Raw genomic sequence first — 17,453 nt, forward strand, 5'->3', positions numbered from 1 at the left:
GGAGCGCGGCACGCGCGTCTCGAACCATGAGGCAGCTGCGTCACGGGCCTCATCCTTCGAGACGGCGCGATGCGCCTCCTCAGGATGAGGAGTGAGGCCTGGACAGAGAATGGATCGGATGTTCGCACGTGTTATCCCCTGCCGCGCGCACCTCTCCCCTCATGGTGAGGAGCGCGGCACGCGCGTCTCGAACCATGAGGCCGCTGCGTTGCGGGCCTCATCCTTCGAGACGCGGCTGCGCCGCTCCTCAGGATGAGGGATAGCGTCGGCCGGAGAGATGTGCGTCAACCGTTATCGATACGCAGCAACGCGAAGAAACTCGAAAACCAACCTCTGACCTGGAGACCTCCCACCATGACCCCCACCATTCTCGTCGCCGGCGGCGCGTCCGGTATCGGCTTTGCGATCGCGCAGGGCATACTGGCGCATGGCTGGCGCGTCGTCGTCGCCGATGTCGTCGAGGCGAGCATCGCCAGGGCGCGCGAGGAACTGGCGGATGCCAAGGACCGCGTCCACTTCGTGCGCTTCGACGTCGCCGACGAGGCCGCGGCGGTCGGCGCCATCGAGGCGATCGAGCGTGATTTTGGCGCGCTCGACGGCGTCGTCAATTCCGCCGGCATCGGCCGCGACGTGCCGGCGCTGGAGACCAGTGCCGAGCTGTTCCGCAAAATTCTCGACATCAATCTCGTCGGCAGCTTCGTGGTGGCGCGCGAGGCGGGCAAGCGCATGGCGGCGCGCGGCCGCGGTGCCATCGTCAATATCTCATCGGTGTCGGGGCTGCGCGGCAATGCCGGCCGCGTCGCCTATGGCTCGTCCAAGGCCGGCGTCGTGATGATGACCCAGATCATGGCGGTGGAGCTCGCGTCGAAGGGCGTGCGCGTCAACGCCATCGCGCCGGGGCCGATCGAGACGCCGCTGGTCAAGGAGATGCACTCGGCGGGCTCGCGCGCCGAATGGATCGAGCGCGTGCCGCAACGCCGCTACGCCGCGCCGGGCGAACTGGTCGGGGCGGCGCTGTTCCTGCTCGACCCGGCGCAGTCGAGCTTCGTCACCGGCCAGACGCTTGCGGTCGACGGCGGCTTCGTCGCTGGCGGCATGCTCGGACAATGACGCGCAACGCGCCGCGCGTCGCCGCGTCCGGCGTGCCGGCATCACCGCATCAGCAGCGGATCGACGGAGATGTCATGCTTCATGGCGCGCAGCGCGAACGTCGAGCGCGACTGGCGGATGCCGTCGATGCGGTACAGCGTCTCGCGCAGGAAGCGTTCGTAATGTTCGGTGCCGGCGACCGCGAGCTTGACCAGATAGTCGTAGTCGCCGGTGACGAGATGCGCCTCGATCACCTCCGGGCAGCGCGCCAGCGCGCTGCCGAATTTCTCCAGCACCTTGTCGTCGTGGCGGTCGAGCGTGATCTCGACGAATACGATGTTGGGCGCGCCGATCACCTTGTTGTCGAGCACGGCGACATAGCCGGCGATCGCGCCGGCCGCCTCCAGCCGCTTGACCCGCGTCCAGCACGGCGACGGCGACAGCCCGACCTTGTCGGCGAGCTCGCTCATGCTGAGGCGGCCGTCGGCGCGCAGCGCCGAAAGGATCTTGCGATCGATCAGGTCAAGGCCGTTGTCGGCGCCGGCTGTCCCGTTTTCGGATCGTTTATTCTGCCTCGCCATGTTCCGCCCTTAAATCATTCTGTGATCACTCGTTATGGCAGGTAATTCAGCAAGAAAATGCCCGTCGCGCCAGTAGAATGATCTGCAAGAGTGATGTCGGTGAGGAAACCGCTTCAGCAGGGAGGCCAGCCATGCTCGCGCTCGCAATGTCCACCGCGCCCCGTCCGCGCACCCTGATCCATCCCGGCCGCTTCGATCCCGTGCGCATCCGCAGCATGCATGCCGCGTCGGCGCGGCACTTCCGCCTCGCCTTGCAGCCCGGCCTCAGCCTGTTCGACGCGCTGGTGGGGCCGCTGGCGGCGGAAGGCGTCACCAGCGCCTCCACCACCATTCTCGGCGGTGCCTTCGCGCATCTGCAGTATTGCGTCGCGCCGCCGACGCCGCAGGGCCCCGCGGTGATCGCCTACAGCGCACCGATAGACGCCGGCGCCGCCTTCCTGATCTTCGGCAACGCCACGCTCGGCAAGAGCATGCACGGCGCGCCGCTGGTGCATTGCCATGCCACGCTGCGCACCGCCGCGGGCGAGGTGAAGGGCGGCCATCTCATTCCCGAGGCGTGCATCGTCGGCGCCGAGCCGATCGGCGTGCTGGTGACCTCGCTCGATGCCTTCGAGCTGCGCCAGGCGTTCGATCCGGAGACCAACATTCCACTGCTGCAGCCACGGGAGCGAGGCGATGACTGATACGATGAACGGAGCGACCGTGGTCGAGCGCGGCGCGATGGGCCGCGTCGCCTATGCGCGCATCGCGCCGCACGAGGATCTCGTGCAGGGCGTCGAGAAGCTGTGTCTTGCCGAGGGCTTTCAGAACGCCTTCGTGCGCGGCGCGCTCGGCAGCCTGGTCGACGCTTGCGTCGGCACGCGCGACGGCCAGTATCGCCACATCCGCGGGCCGGCGGTGGAGATCGTCAGCCTCGCCGGCGAAGTCCGTGCCAGCGCCGACGGCTCGCTCAAGGCGGCGCTCACCGGCGTCGTCGCCGATCCCGACGGCAACGTCCATGGCGGCCCGTTCGTCGCCGGCCTCAATCCCGTGTGCATGACCTTCGAAGTCACGCTCGAGGAATGGCTGCCGGCGAGCTGAGGCTGTTTGTCGTCACGCCCGCCCGGCGATGAAGCGGTGGGCGTGGGACAGGAAGGCGATCGGGATCTGCAGCGTCAGGATGGCGTAGACCGCGAACAGGTCGTTCACGATGGTGCCGACGATGCCTTCATTGAGCGCGTCGGGGAGGCCCTGCAGGAGCAGCGGCGCGGCCTGTCCCAGTGCCCACGGTACGAGGCAGACGGTGAGGCCGGCGAACAGTCGCCAACTGCTGCCCCGGCCGAATCGCCCGGCGCTGGCGATCGAGCGCGGGCGCTGGTCCGTCGCCAGGCCCGGCAGTGCGAGGCTGAGCCGCGCGCCGGCGAGCAGCGCGAGGCCACAGATCACCAGCACGCTTGCGCAGACGGTCGCAGTGCTGACGGGATCCGACGAGAACAGGGACGGCGCGATCTTGATCGCAATCATGAACACGAGCGTGACGGCGACGCCGGCCGGCACGCACACCACGAGCGTGATCAGCAGGCCCGTGAGGATGTAGCGCCACAGCCGGCCTGACGCGAAATTGCCGGCGCTGAACGGCAGCATCCTGTCCAGCATCAGCAGGCGGTGCCAGGCGACCGCGATGCTGGCGCTGCCCAGCAGCGACACAGCCAGGAACGCCATCGTGATGCGCCAGAGCGCAGACGCCTGATCCGGCGATCGTGCGGTGGTGGCCAATTCCTGTACGTCAGGAAGCCCGAACCATTGCCACAGCGGCAGCACCGCGATCAGCAGCCATACCCAGGAGATGCGCAGCAGGTCGACGATGCGCTTGACGAACGAGGTGTAGGCGAGGGCGATGGTCGCGCCCAGCGGCAGCTTGGCGGGAGTGGCTTCGGAGGTGAGGGCGATGCTCATGTCGGATGCCAGCAGATGCGTGTGTCAGGAAAAGGTGACGGACAGTCTCACGTCCGCCCACTGAAATGGCGGTAGGCGTGCGACAGGAAGCCGACCGCGATCGGCACGGACAGCAAATAGTAGAGCGTGAACACCACGCTGAGCACGGTCGCCTTGACGGCGAAGGAGCCGTCGAGGAGGGATTGCTGGCCCGATATGCCGATGAACAGCATGATCGCGATCTGCGCCAGCACGGCCGGCGGCACGGTACAGGCGATAAAGCCCCAGAACAGCCGCCAGCTGTTGCCGCGCGTGGTGTCCCAGGCGGCCGAGAGCGTCATGGTGCGGTCGTCGACCGCCTGCGCCGGCAGCATCACGCTCAGCCGTCCTCCGACGAGCAGCGCGGCGAGGTAGACGCCGATCACGACGAGCGCGAGCCAGTTCCAGAACAGCAGGAACACCGGCGCGATCGCAACCAGGGCCGGAATGAGGACCACCAGCATGATCAGCAGTGTCGTGCCGATGTAGCGCCACACCCGGCCCGTCGCGATGTTGCTGCCGCTCGGCGGCGGCGCCTCGTGCAGGATGAGCAGGCGGTGCCAGGCGACCGCGATGCTGACGCCCGCCAGCAGGAAGGCGATGAGGAAGATGCTGTCGACCACCCAGGATTCGATCGGTGTTTTCGGCACCATGCGGTAGCGCAGGGTGTCGACCGTCTGGTTCATCTTGAGCCAGTTCGCCATCGCGCTGAGCAGGGCGCAGGCCACGAGCCACACCCAGGAGATGCGCAGCACGTCGGCGAAGTGGTCGAAGAAGGTGGCGTAGGCGAGGCGGATGGTCGCACCCAGCGGCAGCTTGGCGGGGCGCGGGGCGTCGGTGGCGGCAAGGCTCATGGCGGACCTTCGACGAGAGGCTCGCGGGCGCGGTGGGGGCAGCGACGGGGAGTCGTTGGCGCGCGTTCGCAAAAGACCTGTTGAAAAGAGCGGCAGAAAAAACAATCGAGTCGATGCGCGATCATATCGCGGATTCGGGCGCCGTCCATTTCATGGACAGGTGAGTGGACTCACCAGTGCTGCGCGATGGCAAAGGGTACGCCGGCACCGGCGTCGCCCGTGCAACCGCGCCATGCGTTTGCTGCCCATGGCAGGTGAGTCCCCACACACTTATGTGATGGCCGCCCGGTTGACTTGCTGCAGCGCCCACTTCTATGTGAACGCGTGTTTGCCAACACGCGTTTGCAGAAAGCGGAACGCCTGAACCGCAAGGAGCGGGCATGCAATGGGACGACGCCGCGGCGCGGCGGCTGGACTTCGAGGATGTCACGGCGCCGCCGCGTGCGGCGGCAACGCTGCCGGTGCTGGCCATCGGCGATCGCGTGCGCATGAGCGCGCTCGGGCAGGACCGCCACCCGCGCTATGGCGACGTCGAGGGCGTCCTCATCCGCAAGACCGCCGCCAGCGCCTGGCGCGTCAAGTTCGACGGCCGCAACGCGCTGCAGACCATCCACCGCGATTATCTGGAAAGAGTGCCGACGGACGAGCGGGGGTGAGGTTGTGCGCTGTCGGCGCGATGACGGCTTGGCCGGCGCCATCCGCGCGGCGTTGCGGCCGGCGCAGGCGGCGAAGGCGCTTCAATGCGCGGGCATCGTGCCCTAGACTGCAGCCGCCTGGGATGCAGCCGTCATGAAACTCAGCTTCCGTGCCGTCGACCGCGACAGCTGGCCGGACTTCGCCGCGCTGTTCGAGGCGCGGGGCGGGCCGAAGGCGTGCTGGTGCATGGTGTGGCGGGCCTCGCCCGCGGAGGCGAGGCAGAAGGACGGCGCGAGCCGCCGCGCCCAGATCAAGGCGCGGGTCGAGCGCGGCGTGCCGATCGGCCTGATCGGCTATCATGACGGCACGGCGGTGGCGTGGTGCTCGATCGCGCCGCGCGGCAGCTACCGGCCGCTCGGCGGCGCGCCGGCGGATGACGAGACGGTGTGGTCGCTCGCCTGCTTCTTCGTGCCGCGCCCCCATCGCGGGCAGGGCCTGACCGCGCAGCTGATTGCGGCAGCCTGCGATCATGCCCGGCGCGGCGGCGCCACGGTGCTGGAAGCCTATCCGGTCGAGCCGCAGTCGCCGAGTTACCGCTTCATGGGGTTTGTCGATGCGTTCGCTGCGGCGGGCTTTGTCGAGGTCGGGCGTGCCGGCAGCCGCCGCCATGTGATGCGCAAGAGGCTGATGCCCAAGAGGTGACGCCCAACAATTCGCCGCGCTGACGCCGAACGTCGCGGGCAATGATCCCCGGCGCGCGTCAGCGCCGTCCGCGGGGTGTGGCGCGGGCCGGCCGCTTGTGGGCGGCCGTCGGCTTGCGCGGTGCCGCGGCCTGTTTGCGCGGCGTCGCGGCCTTGCGCGAAGCTGTGCGCTCGCCGGGCTCGATCCCGTCGGTGAGGTAGGCCTGCAGCGTCGCGCCGACGCGCTCCACCAGGGTCGCCCGCGCCAGCGCGGTGACCTGCGGCAGCGCCAGCACATAGCGCGTCATGGCGAGGCCCAGCATCTGGGTGCACATCAGCGCCGCGCGCTCGTGCGCCTGTGCCGGCCCGGTGATCGGCACGATCACCGGCAGCACCTGGGCGCGAAACATCTCTTCCATCAGGTCGCGGCCGTCCTGGTGGCTGATGCAGGCGCGCAGCAGCGCCGGCAGGTCGCCGTCCTCCGCCTCCCAGCGCTCGAGGAAATGGCGCACCAGGGTGCGGCCGATGTCGGCGCGCGGCACAGCCGTCAGGTCCGGCATGTCGAGGTCGTAGCTCGCGGCCGCCGCGAACAGGCCTTCCTTGCTGCCGTAGTAGCGCATCACCATGGAGAAATGGATGCCGGCCGCGGCGGCGACGCTGCGGATGGTGGTGCGCTCGAAACCCTCCTCGCCGAACAACCGGCGCGCCGCCGCGAGGATGCGGTCGCGGGTCGGCTGGGAGCGTAGCGGTTTGGCGGGCGAGGATGTCATGACGCGAGTGTCGCCCATTCGCGGCGCGGGGCGCAAGCGGCGGATGCGCATCACAACGCGAACGTGCATCAAGGCTGGCGAGCGGATGCCGGCGCGGCCTCAACTGCGTCGAGATGGCCGGCCTGCCGGATCAGGCGCACCAGCGTAGCGACGTCGTGGATTGTGGGCGGGCTGAGGTGCAGGTCGCGGTCCGTGCGCTCGACGATCACCAGGTCGTCGCGGGGGATGACAAACGCGAACTGGCCGCCATGGCCCCGCGCGAAATACGCCCCCTGCGGCAGGCCGAGCACATTGGCAGAGGCTGTCGTGGCGTCGGCGGTCCACCACAGGTATCCATAGCCGAGGCCCCTGTCGGCGTCCGAATGGGGCGTGGTGCTGTCGCGCACCCAGTCCGCCGGGACGATCTGCCGCCCGTTCCACTGGCCGCCATCGAGAAAGAGCTGCGCGAACCGGGCGAGGTCCCGTGCGCTCATCCTGAAGGTGTAGGCCGGATGCTGCGACGCTGCGCCCCGGACGTATTTTTGTGAGCCGGGATCGTAGTCCTGCATGCCGATCGGGCGGGCGATGTCCTGCGCGAAGGATTGATAGATCGACGCGCCGGTCGCACGTTCATAGATCGAGCCGAGGACGTTGAAGTCCCAGTTGTTGTAATACCAGAAGCTGCCGGGCGGGTGGCTGAAGCGCGGCGGCCGTTTGGCGGCCATCGCCTTCGTCTCATAGAGGGCGGGATGGTAGACGCCCGAGCGGGCTTCCAGCAGCATGCGGACGGTCGCCTGCTTCTCGTCCGCGGACAGGGCGGGAGCAACGTCGTCGATGCCGAGCTGCCCGAGCGTGCTGTCGAGACTGATCTGGCGGCGGGACACCGCGATGCCGATCAGCGCATCGAGCAGGCTCTTGCGGACGGAGGCGAGCTCCGTGGGCTTGGCGATGTCGCCCCATGCCGCGACGACCGCGCCATGCTGCACCACCATCAGCGCCGTGACATGATGCGCGTCGGAGAACGCCTTGGCTTCGGCGAGGCCGGCTTCGGACCAGCCGGAGGCGGCGGGAGGGACATCGCTCCACGCCCCCGATGGCGCGGCCTCGGCGCACAGCGGTGACACGACGATACCAAGCAGAAGCAACCAGACGAAGCGCATGGCGGGGCGGACTTCCAGTGCATGCGAGGCGAGCGGAGCACCTCGGGAGGGCCCGGGGGCCGGCGGCGGCAAAGGTGGGCAATGCCTCCGACCAAATTAAGGCCGCGGCGCGATTGTTGAAGCATGCGGATTGTCGGCTTTCCCATCATGCACGGCATTGTGCGATGGCTGTCCGGTTCGGCTTGTCCGCGGAAGTGATGGCGTTCTGAACGGACTGAACCTGATGGCCGTTCTGTCTTTCGAGACGCGCGGCGCCTCGGCATTTTCAGCGTCATCACCGGGCCGGCGCGGAGCGCCGTGACCCGGTGATCCAGCTTCAAACTCAGGTTATGCCGCGAGCAAGCCGTTTCCCCGCCGGCCAGACACAGCGGCAGGCGTGCTGCGCTGCGCCATAAATATGCATAAGCATATTATTTAATGGGCAATGTGCTGATGTGCGCTGCAAAATCCAAAATTTTAAGTTTAAAGGATTGACAGGTGAGCCCGCGAGAAACATGATTTTGCATATATCTCCCGGGCAAGGGAGCAGGACAGGGGCGGGGAATGGCGGAGCGGTCGTTTGCACGCGAGGTCGAGGAGCTGAAGCTCGGCGCCGGCGAGGTGTTTCGCGGCGAGGGCATCCTCGCGCTCACCAAGGGCCTGCTGCAGGCCGGCGTCGCCTATGTCGGCGGTTATCAGGGCTCGCCGATTTCCCATCTGATGGACGTGCTCGCAGACGCCAAGGACGTCATGGCGGAGCTCGGCGTTCATTTCGAAACGTCCGCGTCGGAGGCGGCGGCCGCCGCGATGCTGTCGGCCTCGGTGATGTATCCGGTGCGCGGCGCGGTGACCTGGAAGTCCACCGCCGGCACCAATGTCGCGGCCGACGCGCTCTCCAACCTGTCGTCGGGCGGCGTCACCGGCGGCGCGCTGATCATCCTCGGCGAGGATTTTGGCGAGGGCTCCTCGATCATGCAGGAGCGCTCGCACGCCTTCGCGATGAAATCGCAGATCTGGCTGCTCGATCCCCGGCCGAACCTGCCGGCGATCGTGCAGGCGGTGGCGGACGGTTTTGAGCTGTCGGAGGCCTCCAATACGCCGGTGATGCTGCAGGTGCGCATCCGCGCCTGCCATGTCCACGGCCAGTTCGTCGCCAGGGACAACCAGCGGCCGCGCCACACCTTGCGCGAGGCGCTGGAGAATCCGGTGCGCGACGTCAACCGCATCGTGCTGCCGCCGGCGAACTTCATGCACGAGAAGGACAAGCTGGAGCGGCGCTGGCCGGCGGCGGTCGCGTTCATCAGGGCGCGCAAGCTCAACGAGACCTTTGGCCCCACCGAGGGCGACGTCGGCATTGTCATGCTCGGCGGCCTCTACAACTCGGTGATGCGGACGCTGCAGCAGCTCGGCCTCGCCGATGTCTACGGCGTCTCGGCCATTCCGCTCTATGTCATGAACGTCGCCTATCCGCTGATCGACGACGAGCTCGTCGCGTTCTGCAGTGGCAAGCGCGCGGTGCTGATGGTCGAGGAGGGCGCGCCCGAGTACATCGAGCAGGCGCTCAACACCCTGCTGCGCCGGCGCGATATTCAGACAGCGGTCGCCGGCAAGGACGTGCTGCCGCTCGGCGGCGAGTACACCGCGCCGGTGCTGCTCGACGGCGTCAGCCAGTTCCTGAAGCGATACGCGCCAACATTGCTCGGCAACCAGCCGCCGGTGCCGGATCCGCGCGCGGTGCTGAGCGATCCCAAGGTCAAGGCGCTCGCCGAAGTGGTGCCGCCGCGCCCCGCCGGCTTCTGCACCGGCTGTCCGGAGCGGCCGATCTTCGCGGCGATGAAGCTGGTGGAGAAGGAGCTCGGGCCCCACCACGTCTCCGCCGACATCGGCTGTCACCTGTTCTCGATCCTGCCGCCGTTCAACATCGGCGGCACCACCATGGGCTATGGCCTCGGGCCGGCGTCCGCGTCCGCCTTCAATGTCGAGGCCGGCAAGCGCGCCATCTCGGTGATGGGCGACGGCGGCTTCTGGCACAACGGCCTGACCACCTCGGTCGGCAACGCGGTGTTCAACAAGCAGGACGGCGTCATCCTTGTCGTCGACAACTTCTATTCGGCGGCGACCGGCGGCCAGGACGTCATGTCGTCGCGTGCGTTCAACCCGCGCCGCAAGACCAACAACTCTATCGTCAACGCGGTGCGCGGCATCGGCGCCACCTGGGTGCGCCAGATCGACCGCACCTATGACGTCGCGCGCATGCGCGACACCCTGCGCGAGGCGCTGACCACGAAGGACAAGGGGCCGAAGATCATCGTCGCCTCGTCCGAATGCATGCTCAACAAGCAGCGCCGGGTGAAGCCGCTGTTCGCCATGGCCGTCAAGGACGGCCGGCGAATGGTCAAGGAACGCTTCGGCGTCGATGAGGACGTCTGCACCGGCGATCATGCCTGCATCCGCCTGTCGGGCTGCCCGTCGCTGTCGGTCAAGCACACGGACGATCCGCTCAAGGACGATCCGGTGGCGGCGATCGACAATTCCTGCGTCGGCTGCGGCAACTGCGGCGAGGTGTCGGAGGCCGCGGTGCTGTGCCCGTCGTTCTACCGCGCCGACATCATCCACAATCCGACGCGGTGGGACCGCCTGCTGCAGCGCGTGCGCGGCGCGGTGATCGGCGCCCTGCAGCGCCGCCGCGCGGCGCGCCGCATCGCGTTCGCGGAGTGAGGGCGCGGCCATGAACCAGCATGTCCCCAACGCTGCGCGTCTCGCCACCGTCAAGCCGCTGAGCATCGCCATCCTCGCCATGGGCGGGCAGGGCGGCGGCGTGCTCGCGGACTGGATCGTCGCGCTCGCAGAGGCGCAGGGGTATGTGGCGCAGTCGACCTCGGTGCCCGGCGTCGCCCAGCGCACCGGCGCCACCATCTACTATGTCGAGATGCTGCAGGCGAGGGACGGCGTCGCGCCGATCCTGTCGCTGATGCCGACGCCCGGCGACGTCGATGTCGTGCTGGCGGCGGAGCTGATGGAGGCGGGCCGCTCGGTGCTGCGCGGCCTCGTCACCCCGGACAGGACGCTGCTGATCGCCTCGACCCACCGCGCCTTCGCGGTCAGCGAGAAGGAGGCGCCGGGCGACGGCGCCGGCAATCCCGTGGCTGTCGTCGACGCCACCGACATCGCCGCGCGCAAAACCATCGCGTTCGACATGGAGGCGCTGGCGCAGCGCAGCGGCAGCGTGATCTCGTCGGTGCTGTTCGGTGCGCTTGCCGCGTCCGGCGCGCTGCCGTTCGATCGCTCAGCCTTCGAGGCCACCATCCGCGGCGGCGGCAAGGGCGCGGACGCGAGCCTGAAGGCGTTCGCGGCAGCGTATGACCGCGCCCGCGACAAGCCGCGCGATGTCGTGGCCTTGCCGGCCAAGCGGCTCGATCCGCTGCCGGCGCGCGCCGGCCATCCGCTGCTCGACGCTCTCATCGATCGCATCCGCACGGGCTTTCCGGACGCCGCTCACGCCATGCTGTTCGCCGGCGTCAAGCGTCTGGTGGATTTCCAGGACGTCGCCTATGCCAGCGCGTATCTCGATCGCATGACGGATCTCCTCGCCCGCGACCGCGCCGCTGGCGGCGAAATTCACAGCTTCGCCTTCAGCGCCCATGCCGCCAAGTATCTCGCGGTCGCCATGGCCTATGACGATGTCATCCGTGTCGCCGACCTGAAAGTGCGGGCGACGCGCTTCGCCCGGGTGCGCGCCGAGGTCGGCGCCAGGGACGATCAGATCGTCGCCACCACCGAATACATGCATCCGCGCATGGACGAGGTCTGCGGCACGCTGCCGAAAGGCTTTGGTGAATGGATCGAGGCGCGGCCAAAACTGTTCGCGGCGCTCGACCGCCTGGTCAACAAGGGCCGGCGGGTGCGCACCAACACCATCTTCTGGTTTGTCGCGCTCTATGCCGTCTCGGCGCTGCGCGCGCGGCGGCGCGGCACGCTGCGCCATCATCGTGAAGGGCTCCACCGCGAGGCCTGGCTCGACCGCGCCGTCGCGCTGCTCGCCACCAACTATGATCTCGCGGTCGAGGTGCTGGACTGCCGGCGGCTGGTGAAGGGCTATTCCGACACCCACGCACGCGGACAGTCGAAATTCGACCGCGTGCTGTCGGCGCTGCCGCAGCTCGCGGGGCGCGCCGATGGCGCAGCGTGGCTGAAACGGTTGCGCCAGGCGGCGCTGCTGGATGAAGGCGGCGCCGCGCTCGACGGCGCGCTGAAGACGATCGCGACCCTCTGAAGGCCGCCGCCCGCATGCACGGGCGGCCCCGGCGGGTGTGGACAGGACAACGTGAATGGACAGACTGGGAGGGCTGACATGACGAGTGTTGACGGAACGATGGCCAAAACGGCGACAACGGCAGGCGGCTTTGCCGGTACGAGCGCGGTGTCGTCGCGTACCAGCGTGCTGGTGGTGGCGCTGTGCTGGATCGCGATCTTCTCCGAGGGCTATGACGTCGGCGTGCTCGGCGCCATCCTGCCGGCGCTGGCCACCGATGCCAGCTGGAAGCTGACCCCGCTCGAGCTCGGCGCGCTCGGCAGCTACACCCTGCTCGGCATGCTGGCGGGGGGCCTGCTCAGCGGCACGCTCAGTGATCTCTATGGCCGCAAGCCGCTGTTCGTCGGGTGCCTCACCCTGTTTGCCGCCTGCATGGTGGTCACCGCGTGGTCGCCGACGCCGGCATGGTTCGGCATCAGCCGGTTCATCGCCGGGCTTGGCCTCGGCGGCATCATCCCGGTGGCCGCCGCGCTGACCATCGAGTATTCGCCGTCGCACAGGAAGAGCCTGAACTACGGCATCATGTACTCTGGCTATTCCATCGGCATCCTCGCGGCGGCGCTGGTCGGCAAGGCGATGCTGCCGGAGCACGGCTGGCGCCCGGTGGTGCTGCTCGGCGCGCTGCCGGTGGTGTTCGTGCCGCTGATGGCGTGGCTGCTGCCGGAATCGCTGGAGTCGCTGGTGGCGCGCGGCCGCACCGATGCGGCGCGCAGGCTGGCGACGCGGCTCGGCGTCGCCGTGCCGCCGCCACCCACAAAGGTGCAGCAGGTCGGCTGGAAGACCGTGCTCGGCGAGATCTTCTCCCCGCGCAACGCCTTCGCCACCGTCTGCTTCTGGATCGCGCTGTTCATGGGCCTGCTGCTGGTCTACGGCATTGCGCAGTGGCTGCCGCAGATCATGCGCAAGAGCGGCTACAATCTCGGCGACGCGCTGCTGTTCCTCGCGGTGTTCAGCTTCACCTCGGCAATCGGCGGCATCGTGCTCGGCCAGTGGGCCGACCGCTTCGGCGTGCGTCTCACCGTGACGCTGGCGTATCTGCTCGGCGCCGTCGGCATCGCGGCGCTGGCGTTCAAGGGCCCGCTGTGGGTGAACTATGCCATGGTCGCGGTCGCCGGCTTCGGCACGGTGTCGGCATCGCTGATCCTCACCGGCTATCTCGCCGACTACCTCGCGCCGTTCGCGCGCTCCGCCGGCACCGGCTGGGCCCTGAGCTTCGCCCGCATCGGCGCGCTCACCGGCCCGCTGGTCGGCGGCTATATCGCCAGCCTCTCGGTCGGCCCGCAGTGGAATTTCTATGTGTTCGCCGTCATCGCCGCGATCGCGGCGGCGGCCACGGCGCTGATCCCGGCAAAGCGGGCGTAGGGAGAACAGTTCCGGCCATCCACGTCTTCGGTCGCTCCTCCTCATGGTGAGGAGCGGCCGAAGGCCGCGTCTCGAACCATGAGGCCGAGGCGATGGCGGGCTCGCAGGTGACCCCTGGATGCTGATGGGCCTCATCCTTCGAGACGCCCGCTGCGCGGGCTCCTCAGGATGAGGGGTAACGCGACTGCGATCCGGAACTGCGAATGGCTCGCCGGACGACGCGCGCCCCCACCCTCACATATCGTGCTTGCGGATGTTGCGCAGGATCTTCTGCAGCGTGCCGAGGAAGGCGCGGTATTCGTCCTCGTCGACGCCGTCGAACATCTGCACGAGCATGCGGTACATGGTCGGCCATACCTTGTCGAAGGCGGCGCGGCCCTTGTCGGTGATGCTGACGTCGCGCACCCGCATGTCGTCGGGGCGGGGCTGGCGGCGGATGTAGCCCTGGTCCTCCAGCGACTCCACCGTGCGGCTCATGGTCGACTGCTCGGTGACCGCGAACACCGACAATTCGTTGATGGTCATGCTGGCGGACACACTGAGCACCGCGAGCGCGCGCATCTTGGCGGTGGTCATGTCGAGGTCTTTCAGTTCCTCGGTGATGTTGGTGTTCCACCGCGCCATCACCCGGTTCATCAGGTAGGGGGCAAAACTGTTCAGCCCGATCTCGCCCATGCTTGGCAGATCGTCGTCGCCCGTGGCGCCGAATACGCTGCCTGCAAACCGCTCCGCCATGCTGTCTCCCGCTGTGTCGCCGGCGCGACTCAAACAGAAAAAGCCGCCGCGCCGCAAGCGTGGTGTGGGAGAGGACGGTTGAGAGAGATCAAATCCCTTTGGCCGTGGCGGGCATGAGCCGCGGGGAGGCGCGCGGCCCCGCGCCCCGCCGTCACCCCGCCGTGTGATGCGGCTGGAACAGGCGGCCTTTTTCGGCCACCGCGACCACCGCCAGTGACGCCAGCGCGCACAGGAAGAAGCCGATGGCGAACGGCATCAAGGTGCCGTCATAGCTCTGGCCGATGACCGCGCCGACGCCGATGCCGAGCAGCGTGGTGATCGAGCCGTAGAACGACGACGCGGTGCCGGCGATGTGGCCCTGCGGCTCCATGGCGAGCGCGGTGAAGTTGGCGAAGGTGAGCCCGAAGGCGAACATCATGCCGACCGACAGCGCGAGGAACAGCCACAGCGGCAGGGCGTGCAGCAGCTCGGCGCCGAGCATCGCCGAGGCGATGACGACAAAGCCGACAAGGGCGCCGTGCGACATCACCCGCATGCCGAGCCGGCCGACGACGCGGGCGTTGAAGAAGCCGGCGACCGCCACGCCCATGGCGCACAGCGCGAACGCCAGCGGGAAGTAGTGGCCGAGGCCATAGATGCCGGTGAACACCTGCTGGGAGGCGAACACGAAGGCGAACAGCGTGCCCTGCACGCCGCCGGCGGCGAGCGCGTAGCCGAGCGTCTGGCGGTTGGTGATGGTCTGGCGGTAGGCGTCGAGCACGTCGGGGATCGCCAGCGACTTGCGCCGCGAGCGCGGCAGCGTCTCGGGCATGCGCGTCGCGCTCCATGCCAGCACCAGCAGGCCGTAGGCGAGCAGGATGACGAAGATGCCGCGCCACTGCGTCGCCAGCATCACGAGCTGGCCGAACGACGGCGCCAGCACCGGCACGGCGATGAAGATCATGATGGTCAGCGACATCACGCCGGCCATGCGGCGGCCGGCATAGCAGTCGCGCACGATCGAGGTGGCGATGACGCGCGTCGCCGAGGTGGCGAAGCCCTGTACCGCGCGGGCGAGCAACAGCGTGCCGAACGACGGCGCGACGATCGCCAGCACGCTGGCGACGGCGTACAGCGTCAGCCCGCCGATCAGGATCGGGCGGCGGCCGAAGCGGTCGGCGAGCGGCCCCATCACCAGCTGGCCGGCGCCGAAGCCGGTGAGGAACAGCGCCAGCACCGTTTGCAGGCGGTTGCCGTCGGCGATCGCGAACGCGGCGCCGATGTTCGGCAGCGCCGGCAGCATCATGTCCATGGCCAGCGGGTTGAGCGCCATCACCGCGGCGATCGCCAGCACGAACTCGGCAAAGCCCATCGGGCCGTGGGCGGCCGACACGGTGGTGTCGGCGTTGGTCTGCACGTCGGTCACGCAACGGGATCCTGTGAAAGCCGAGAGGTACGTCAGCCGGGTGCACCGCACAACCCATGTTCCGGCATGGACGGGCGCGGCAAACGCGGGGGACGCGCCCGCGGCGGGCCGGATTGTGTCGGCGCCGTGCCGGCGGCGGCCGGGCGGGGCCCGGTGCTGCCCATGATGTGTGCGCCCGCGGCCAACGGCCGGGCAGCGCGCGGCCTATTTCGTGGCCGAGGTGCGGATCGGCGTGTCCCTGAGGCCGTTGGCGTCATAGGCGCGGCGCAGCACGCCGTTCTGGATCGCTTCCGTCATGAACTGCGTCACGAAGGCCAGCGCCCGGGCGTGGCCGGGTGGCACCGCCACCGCCGTCACCGTCTGCTTGAAGGTCTCGTCGAGCACCCGCGTGCCCGGGATCTTCGCCGCCATGGCGGTGAGCTGGTCGCGTGACAGCGCGAAGGCGTCGACCTTGCCGTCCCGCAACAGGCCGAAGATCTCGTCATAGGTCGCATGACCGGTGACATGGGCGGCCTTCAGATGGGCGACCGCGCCGCGCATGGTCGTGGTGTTGTTGACCGCGGCGACCTCGACGCCGGGCTGGTCGAGCTGCGCGAACGTCGTCACGCTCGATCCGGCGCGCACGATGTAGGTGGCGTCGGCGACCTCGTAGATCGGGCCGAACGCCATCTTCGTCATGCGCTCGGCATCCTGCGGCAGGAAGGTGACGTCCCATGCGCCGCTTGCCGCTGCGTCGGTGATCTGGCCGGAGTTCTGGTGGGCCACATAAGTCACCGGCACATGCAGCGTCTCCGCCATGGCGCGGCCGAGATCGACCGGCACGCCGGCGTAGCCGGTCGCGGTCCTCGTGCACCAGAACGCGCCGCCGGCGGGGCTGATCGCGATGGCGACGCGCAGCGTGCCGGTCGGGGCGATGTCGTCGCGCAGGGGATCGGCGGCGGCGGGCGAAAGGCTGGACATGGTGACCTGCAGGGCGATGGCGAGGGCGATGAGCGCGGCGCGGGCAGCAGCGCACAGGAGGGAGCGGCGGGACGAATGGCGGGAACGGTGCAGCATGGCGGGGCCTCGCGACAATGGTCGAGATGACATCCTGTGCCGGCCGGCGCGCTAGCGTGCGAGAAGGCTGGAGCCGTCGCTCATGCGGCGCTGGTCGCCGGCGTGAATGCGGTGCGCTCGTGCGCCAGCACGGCGTCGGCGTCGAGCGAGCGGATCGGCACGCGGGTGTCGACGGGGATGCCGCCGGAGACCTGCAGCGACTGGTAGCGCAGGCAGCACACCCGCAGGAACGAGGTGAAGTTGTCGATGGCGCCGCGCGCCTCGATGATCTCGTCGTAGAGTTTGGTGATCAACTGGTTGACGCTCATGCCGTCGCGCCGGCCGATCTCGGCGAGCACCTGCCAGTACAGCTCCTCGAGGCGGATGCTGGTGACGACGCCATGCAGCCGCAGCGAGCGCGTGCTGGTGGCGTAGAGCGCGGGATCCGCGCCGATGAAGATCTTGCACATGGGAACCTCGACACGGCGGCGGAGGGACACGACCGCCGGACGATAGCCGCGCCGGCGGCGTGGGGCTACTGGTTTTGCAGGGGTGGGGCGGCTCGCGACCGCTGCGGCGTTCGATCCCGTCACCCTGAGGTGGCCGAGCTTGCGCGGCCCTCGAAGGGCGACGGCCGCTGCGCTGACGCCAGCAAACGCACGATTTCAGCGAACGATACACACCTCCCTCCATTTTCAGCGTCATCACCGGGCCGGCGCGCAGCGCCGTGACCCGGTGATCCAGCTTTCTACTGACGCTCGTCGTGCGACGAGCAAGCTGGATTGCCGGATCAAGTGTTCAGTCCGGGGACATGGCCGACACCCGTTCGGAGACATCACCGACACTTTTTGAGCCCGTCAAGTCGATGGTGGCGACCTGATGGGCAGCGAAGAACACGCCGTATTGCCCGTCAGCCGCGATCG

Annotated in this window: 17 protein-coding genes and 1 pseudogene; 8 read left to right on the forward strand and 10 right to left on the reverse strand. The window is 68.5% G+C overall.

Translation table 11 applies throughout. The features are described 5' to 3' along the window. The first annotated feature begins 354 nt into the window (after positions 1-354). Positions 355-1,110, forward strand: a complete 756-nt coding sequence (locus AB4Z37_RS32615) for an SDR family NAD(P)-dependent oxidoreductase (RefSeq protein ID WP_441520817.1) — start codon at positions 355-357, stop codon at positions 1,108-1,110. A gap of 41 nt (positions 1,111-1,151) precedes the next feature. On the opposite strand, the gene AB4Z37_RS32620 is transcribed toward AB4Z37_RS32615, so the two are convergent. After that, on the reverse strand, positions 1,152-1,670 hold the full coding sequence (locus AB4Z37_RS32620; protein WP_211962839.1) for an Lrp/AsnC family transcriptional regulator: 519 nt from the start codon (positions 1,668-1,670) through the stop codon (positions 1,152-1,154). A gap of 131 nt (positions 1,671-1,801) precedes the next feature. On the opposite strand from AB4Z37_RS32620, the gene AB4Z37_RS32625 reads away from it, so the two are divergent. Beyond that, positions 1,802-2,353 carry a PPC domain-containing DNA-binding protein gene (locus AB4Z37_RS32625; RefSeq protein WP_441520818.1) on the forward strand — a complete coding sequence of 184 codons (552 nt, stop codon included), beginning with the start codon at positions 1,802-1,804 and terminating at the stop codon, positions 2,351-2,353. A 4-nt stretch (positions 2,354-2,357) separates the two neighbouring features. Further along, on the forward strand, positions 2,358-2,750 hold the full coding sequence (locus tag AB4Z37_RS32630) for a PPC domain-containing DNA-binding protein (protein WP_211964928.1): 393 nt from the start codon (positions 2,358-2,360) through the stop codon (positions 2,748-2,750). A 12-nt stretch (positions 2,751-2,762) separates the two neighbouring features. On the opposite strand, the gene AB4Z37_RS32635 is transcribed toward AB4Z37_RS32630, so the two are convergent. Together AB4Z37_RS32635 and AB4Z37_RS32640 are read right to left on the reverse strand one after the other, a co-directional pair. Further along, complete coding sequence (locus AB4Z37_RS32635; RefSeq protein ID WP_441520819.1) at positions 2,763-3,605, reverse strand: hypothetical protein; 843 nt, start codon at positions 3,603-3,605, stop codon at positions 2,763-2,765. A gap of 47 nt (positions 3,606-3,652) precedes the next feature. Further along, positions 3,653-4,477: a hypothetical protein gene (locus AB4Z37_RS32640; protein WP_441520820.1), complete on the reverse strand. Its 825-nt coding sequence runs from the start codon at positions 4,475-4,477 to the stop codon at positions 3,653-3,655. Between the two features lie 380 nt (positions 4,478-4,857). Here AB4Z37_RS32640 and AB4Z37_RS32645 point away from each other — a divergent pair, with 380 nt between their 5' ends. Together AB4Z37_RS32645 and AB4Z37_RS32650 are read left to right on the forward strand one after the other, a co-directional pair. Next, the gene (locus AB4Z37_RS32645) at positions 4,858-5,133 is read left to right on the forward strand and encodes a hypothetical protein (protein ID WP_441520821.1); all 276 of its coding nucleotides are present in this window, start codon (positions 4,858-4,860) and stop codon (positions 5,131-5,133) included. Between the two features lie 133 nt (positions 5,134-5,266). Continuing rightward, entirely contained in the window at positions 5,267-5,815 is a 549-nt protein-coding gene (locus AB4Z37_RS32650; protein ID WP_441520822.1) for a GNAT family N-acetyltransferase, read from the forward strand. Positions 5,816-5,873: 58 nt separating this feature from the next. Here AB4Z37_RS32650 and AB4Z37_RS32655 read toward each other — a convergent pair whose 3' ends face one another. Next, on the reverse strand, positions 5,874-6,563 hold the full coding sequence (locus AB4Z37_RS32655) for a TetR/AcrR family transcriptional regulator (RefSeq protein WP_441520823.1): 690 nt from the start codon (positions 6,561-6,563) through the stop codon (positions 5,874-5,876). Positions 6,564-6,631: 68 nt separating this feature from the next. Next, positions 6,632-7,702 carry a serine hydrolase domain-containing protein gene (locus tag AB4Z37_RS32660; protein ID WP_441520824.1) on the reverse strand — a complete coding sequence of 357 codons (1,071 nt, stop codon included), beginning with the start codon at positions 7,700-7,702 and terminating at the stop codon, positions 6,632-6,634. A gap of 543 nt (positions 7,703-8,245) precedes the next feature. Between AB4Z37_RS32660 and AB4Z37_RS32665 the strand changes: the two genes are divergently transcribed. From AB4Z37_RS32665 to AB4Z37_RS32675, 3 genes are all read left to right on the forward strand, one after another. After that, complete coding sequence (locus tag AB4Z37_RS32665) at positions 8,246-10,399, forward strand: thiamine pyrophosphate-dependent enzyme (RefSeq protein ID WP_441520825.1); 2,154 nt, start codon at positions 8,246-8,248, stop codon at positions 10,397-10,399. A gap of 10 nt (positions 10,400-10,409) precedes the next feature. After that, positions 10,410-11,954 carry an indolepyruvate oxidoreductase subunit beta family protein gene (locus AB4Z37_RS32670; protein WP_441520826.1) on the forward strand — a complete coding sequence of 515 codons (1,545 nt, stop codon included), beginning with the start codon at positions 10,410-10,412 and terminating at the stop codon, positions 11,952-11,954. Positions 11,955-12,032: 78 nt separating this feature from the next. Further along, on the forward strand, positions 12,033-13,355 hold the full coding sequence (locus tag AB4Z37_RS32675) for an MFS transporter (RefSeq protein ID WP_441520827.1): 1,323 nt from the start codon (positions 12,033-12,035) through the stop codon (positions 13,353-13,355). 234 nt (positions 13,356-13,589) lie between these two features. On the opposite strand, the gene AB4Z37_RS32680 is transcribed toward AB4Z37_RS32675, so the two are convergent. The 5 genes and pseudogenes from AB4Z37_RS32680 to AB4Z37_RS32700 all read right to left on the reverse strand — a co-directional run. Next, on the reverse strand, positions 13,590-14,090 hold the full coding sequence (locus tag AB4Z37_RS32680) for a MarR family winged helix-turn-helix transcriptional regulator (RefSeq protein WP_441520828.1): 501 nt from the start codon (positions 14,088-14,090) through the stop codon (positions 13,590-13,592). 151 nt (positions 14,091-14,241) lie between these two features. Next, on the reverse strand, positions 14,242-15,495 hold the full coding sequence (locus AB4Z37_RS32685) for a multidrug effflux MFS transporter (RefSeq protein ID WP_441520829.1): 1,254 nt from the start codon (positions 15,493-15,495) through the stop codon (positions 14,242-14,244). A 204-nt stretch (positions 15,496-15,699) separates the two neighbouring features. Next, on the reverse strand, positions 15,700-16,455 hold the full coding sequence (locus tag AB4Z37_RS32690; RefSeq protein ID WP_441520831.1) for a transporter substrate-binding domain-containing protein: 756 nt from the start codon (positions 16,453-16,455) through the stop codon (positions 15,700-15,702). Positions 16,456-16,631: 176 nt separating this feature from the next. Beyond that, positions 16,632-17,000, reverse strand: coding sequence for a ribbon-helix-helix domain-containing protein (locus AB4Z37_RS32695; RefSeq protein ID WP_441520830.1), 369 nt, complete (start codon positions 16,998-17,000; stop codon positions 16,632-16,634). Positions 17,001-17,328: 328 nt separating this feature from the next. Next, a pseudogene (locus tag AB4Z37_RS32700) lies at positions 17,329-17,453 on the reverse strand (IS481 family transposase); the annotation flags it as partial.

This window comes from Bradyrhizobium sp. 2TAF24, assembly GCF_052115025.1.
Taxonomy (GTDB): Bacteria; Pseudomonadota; Alphaproteobacteria; order Rhizobiales; family Xanthobacteraceae; genus Bradyrhizobium_A.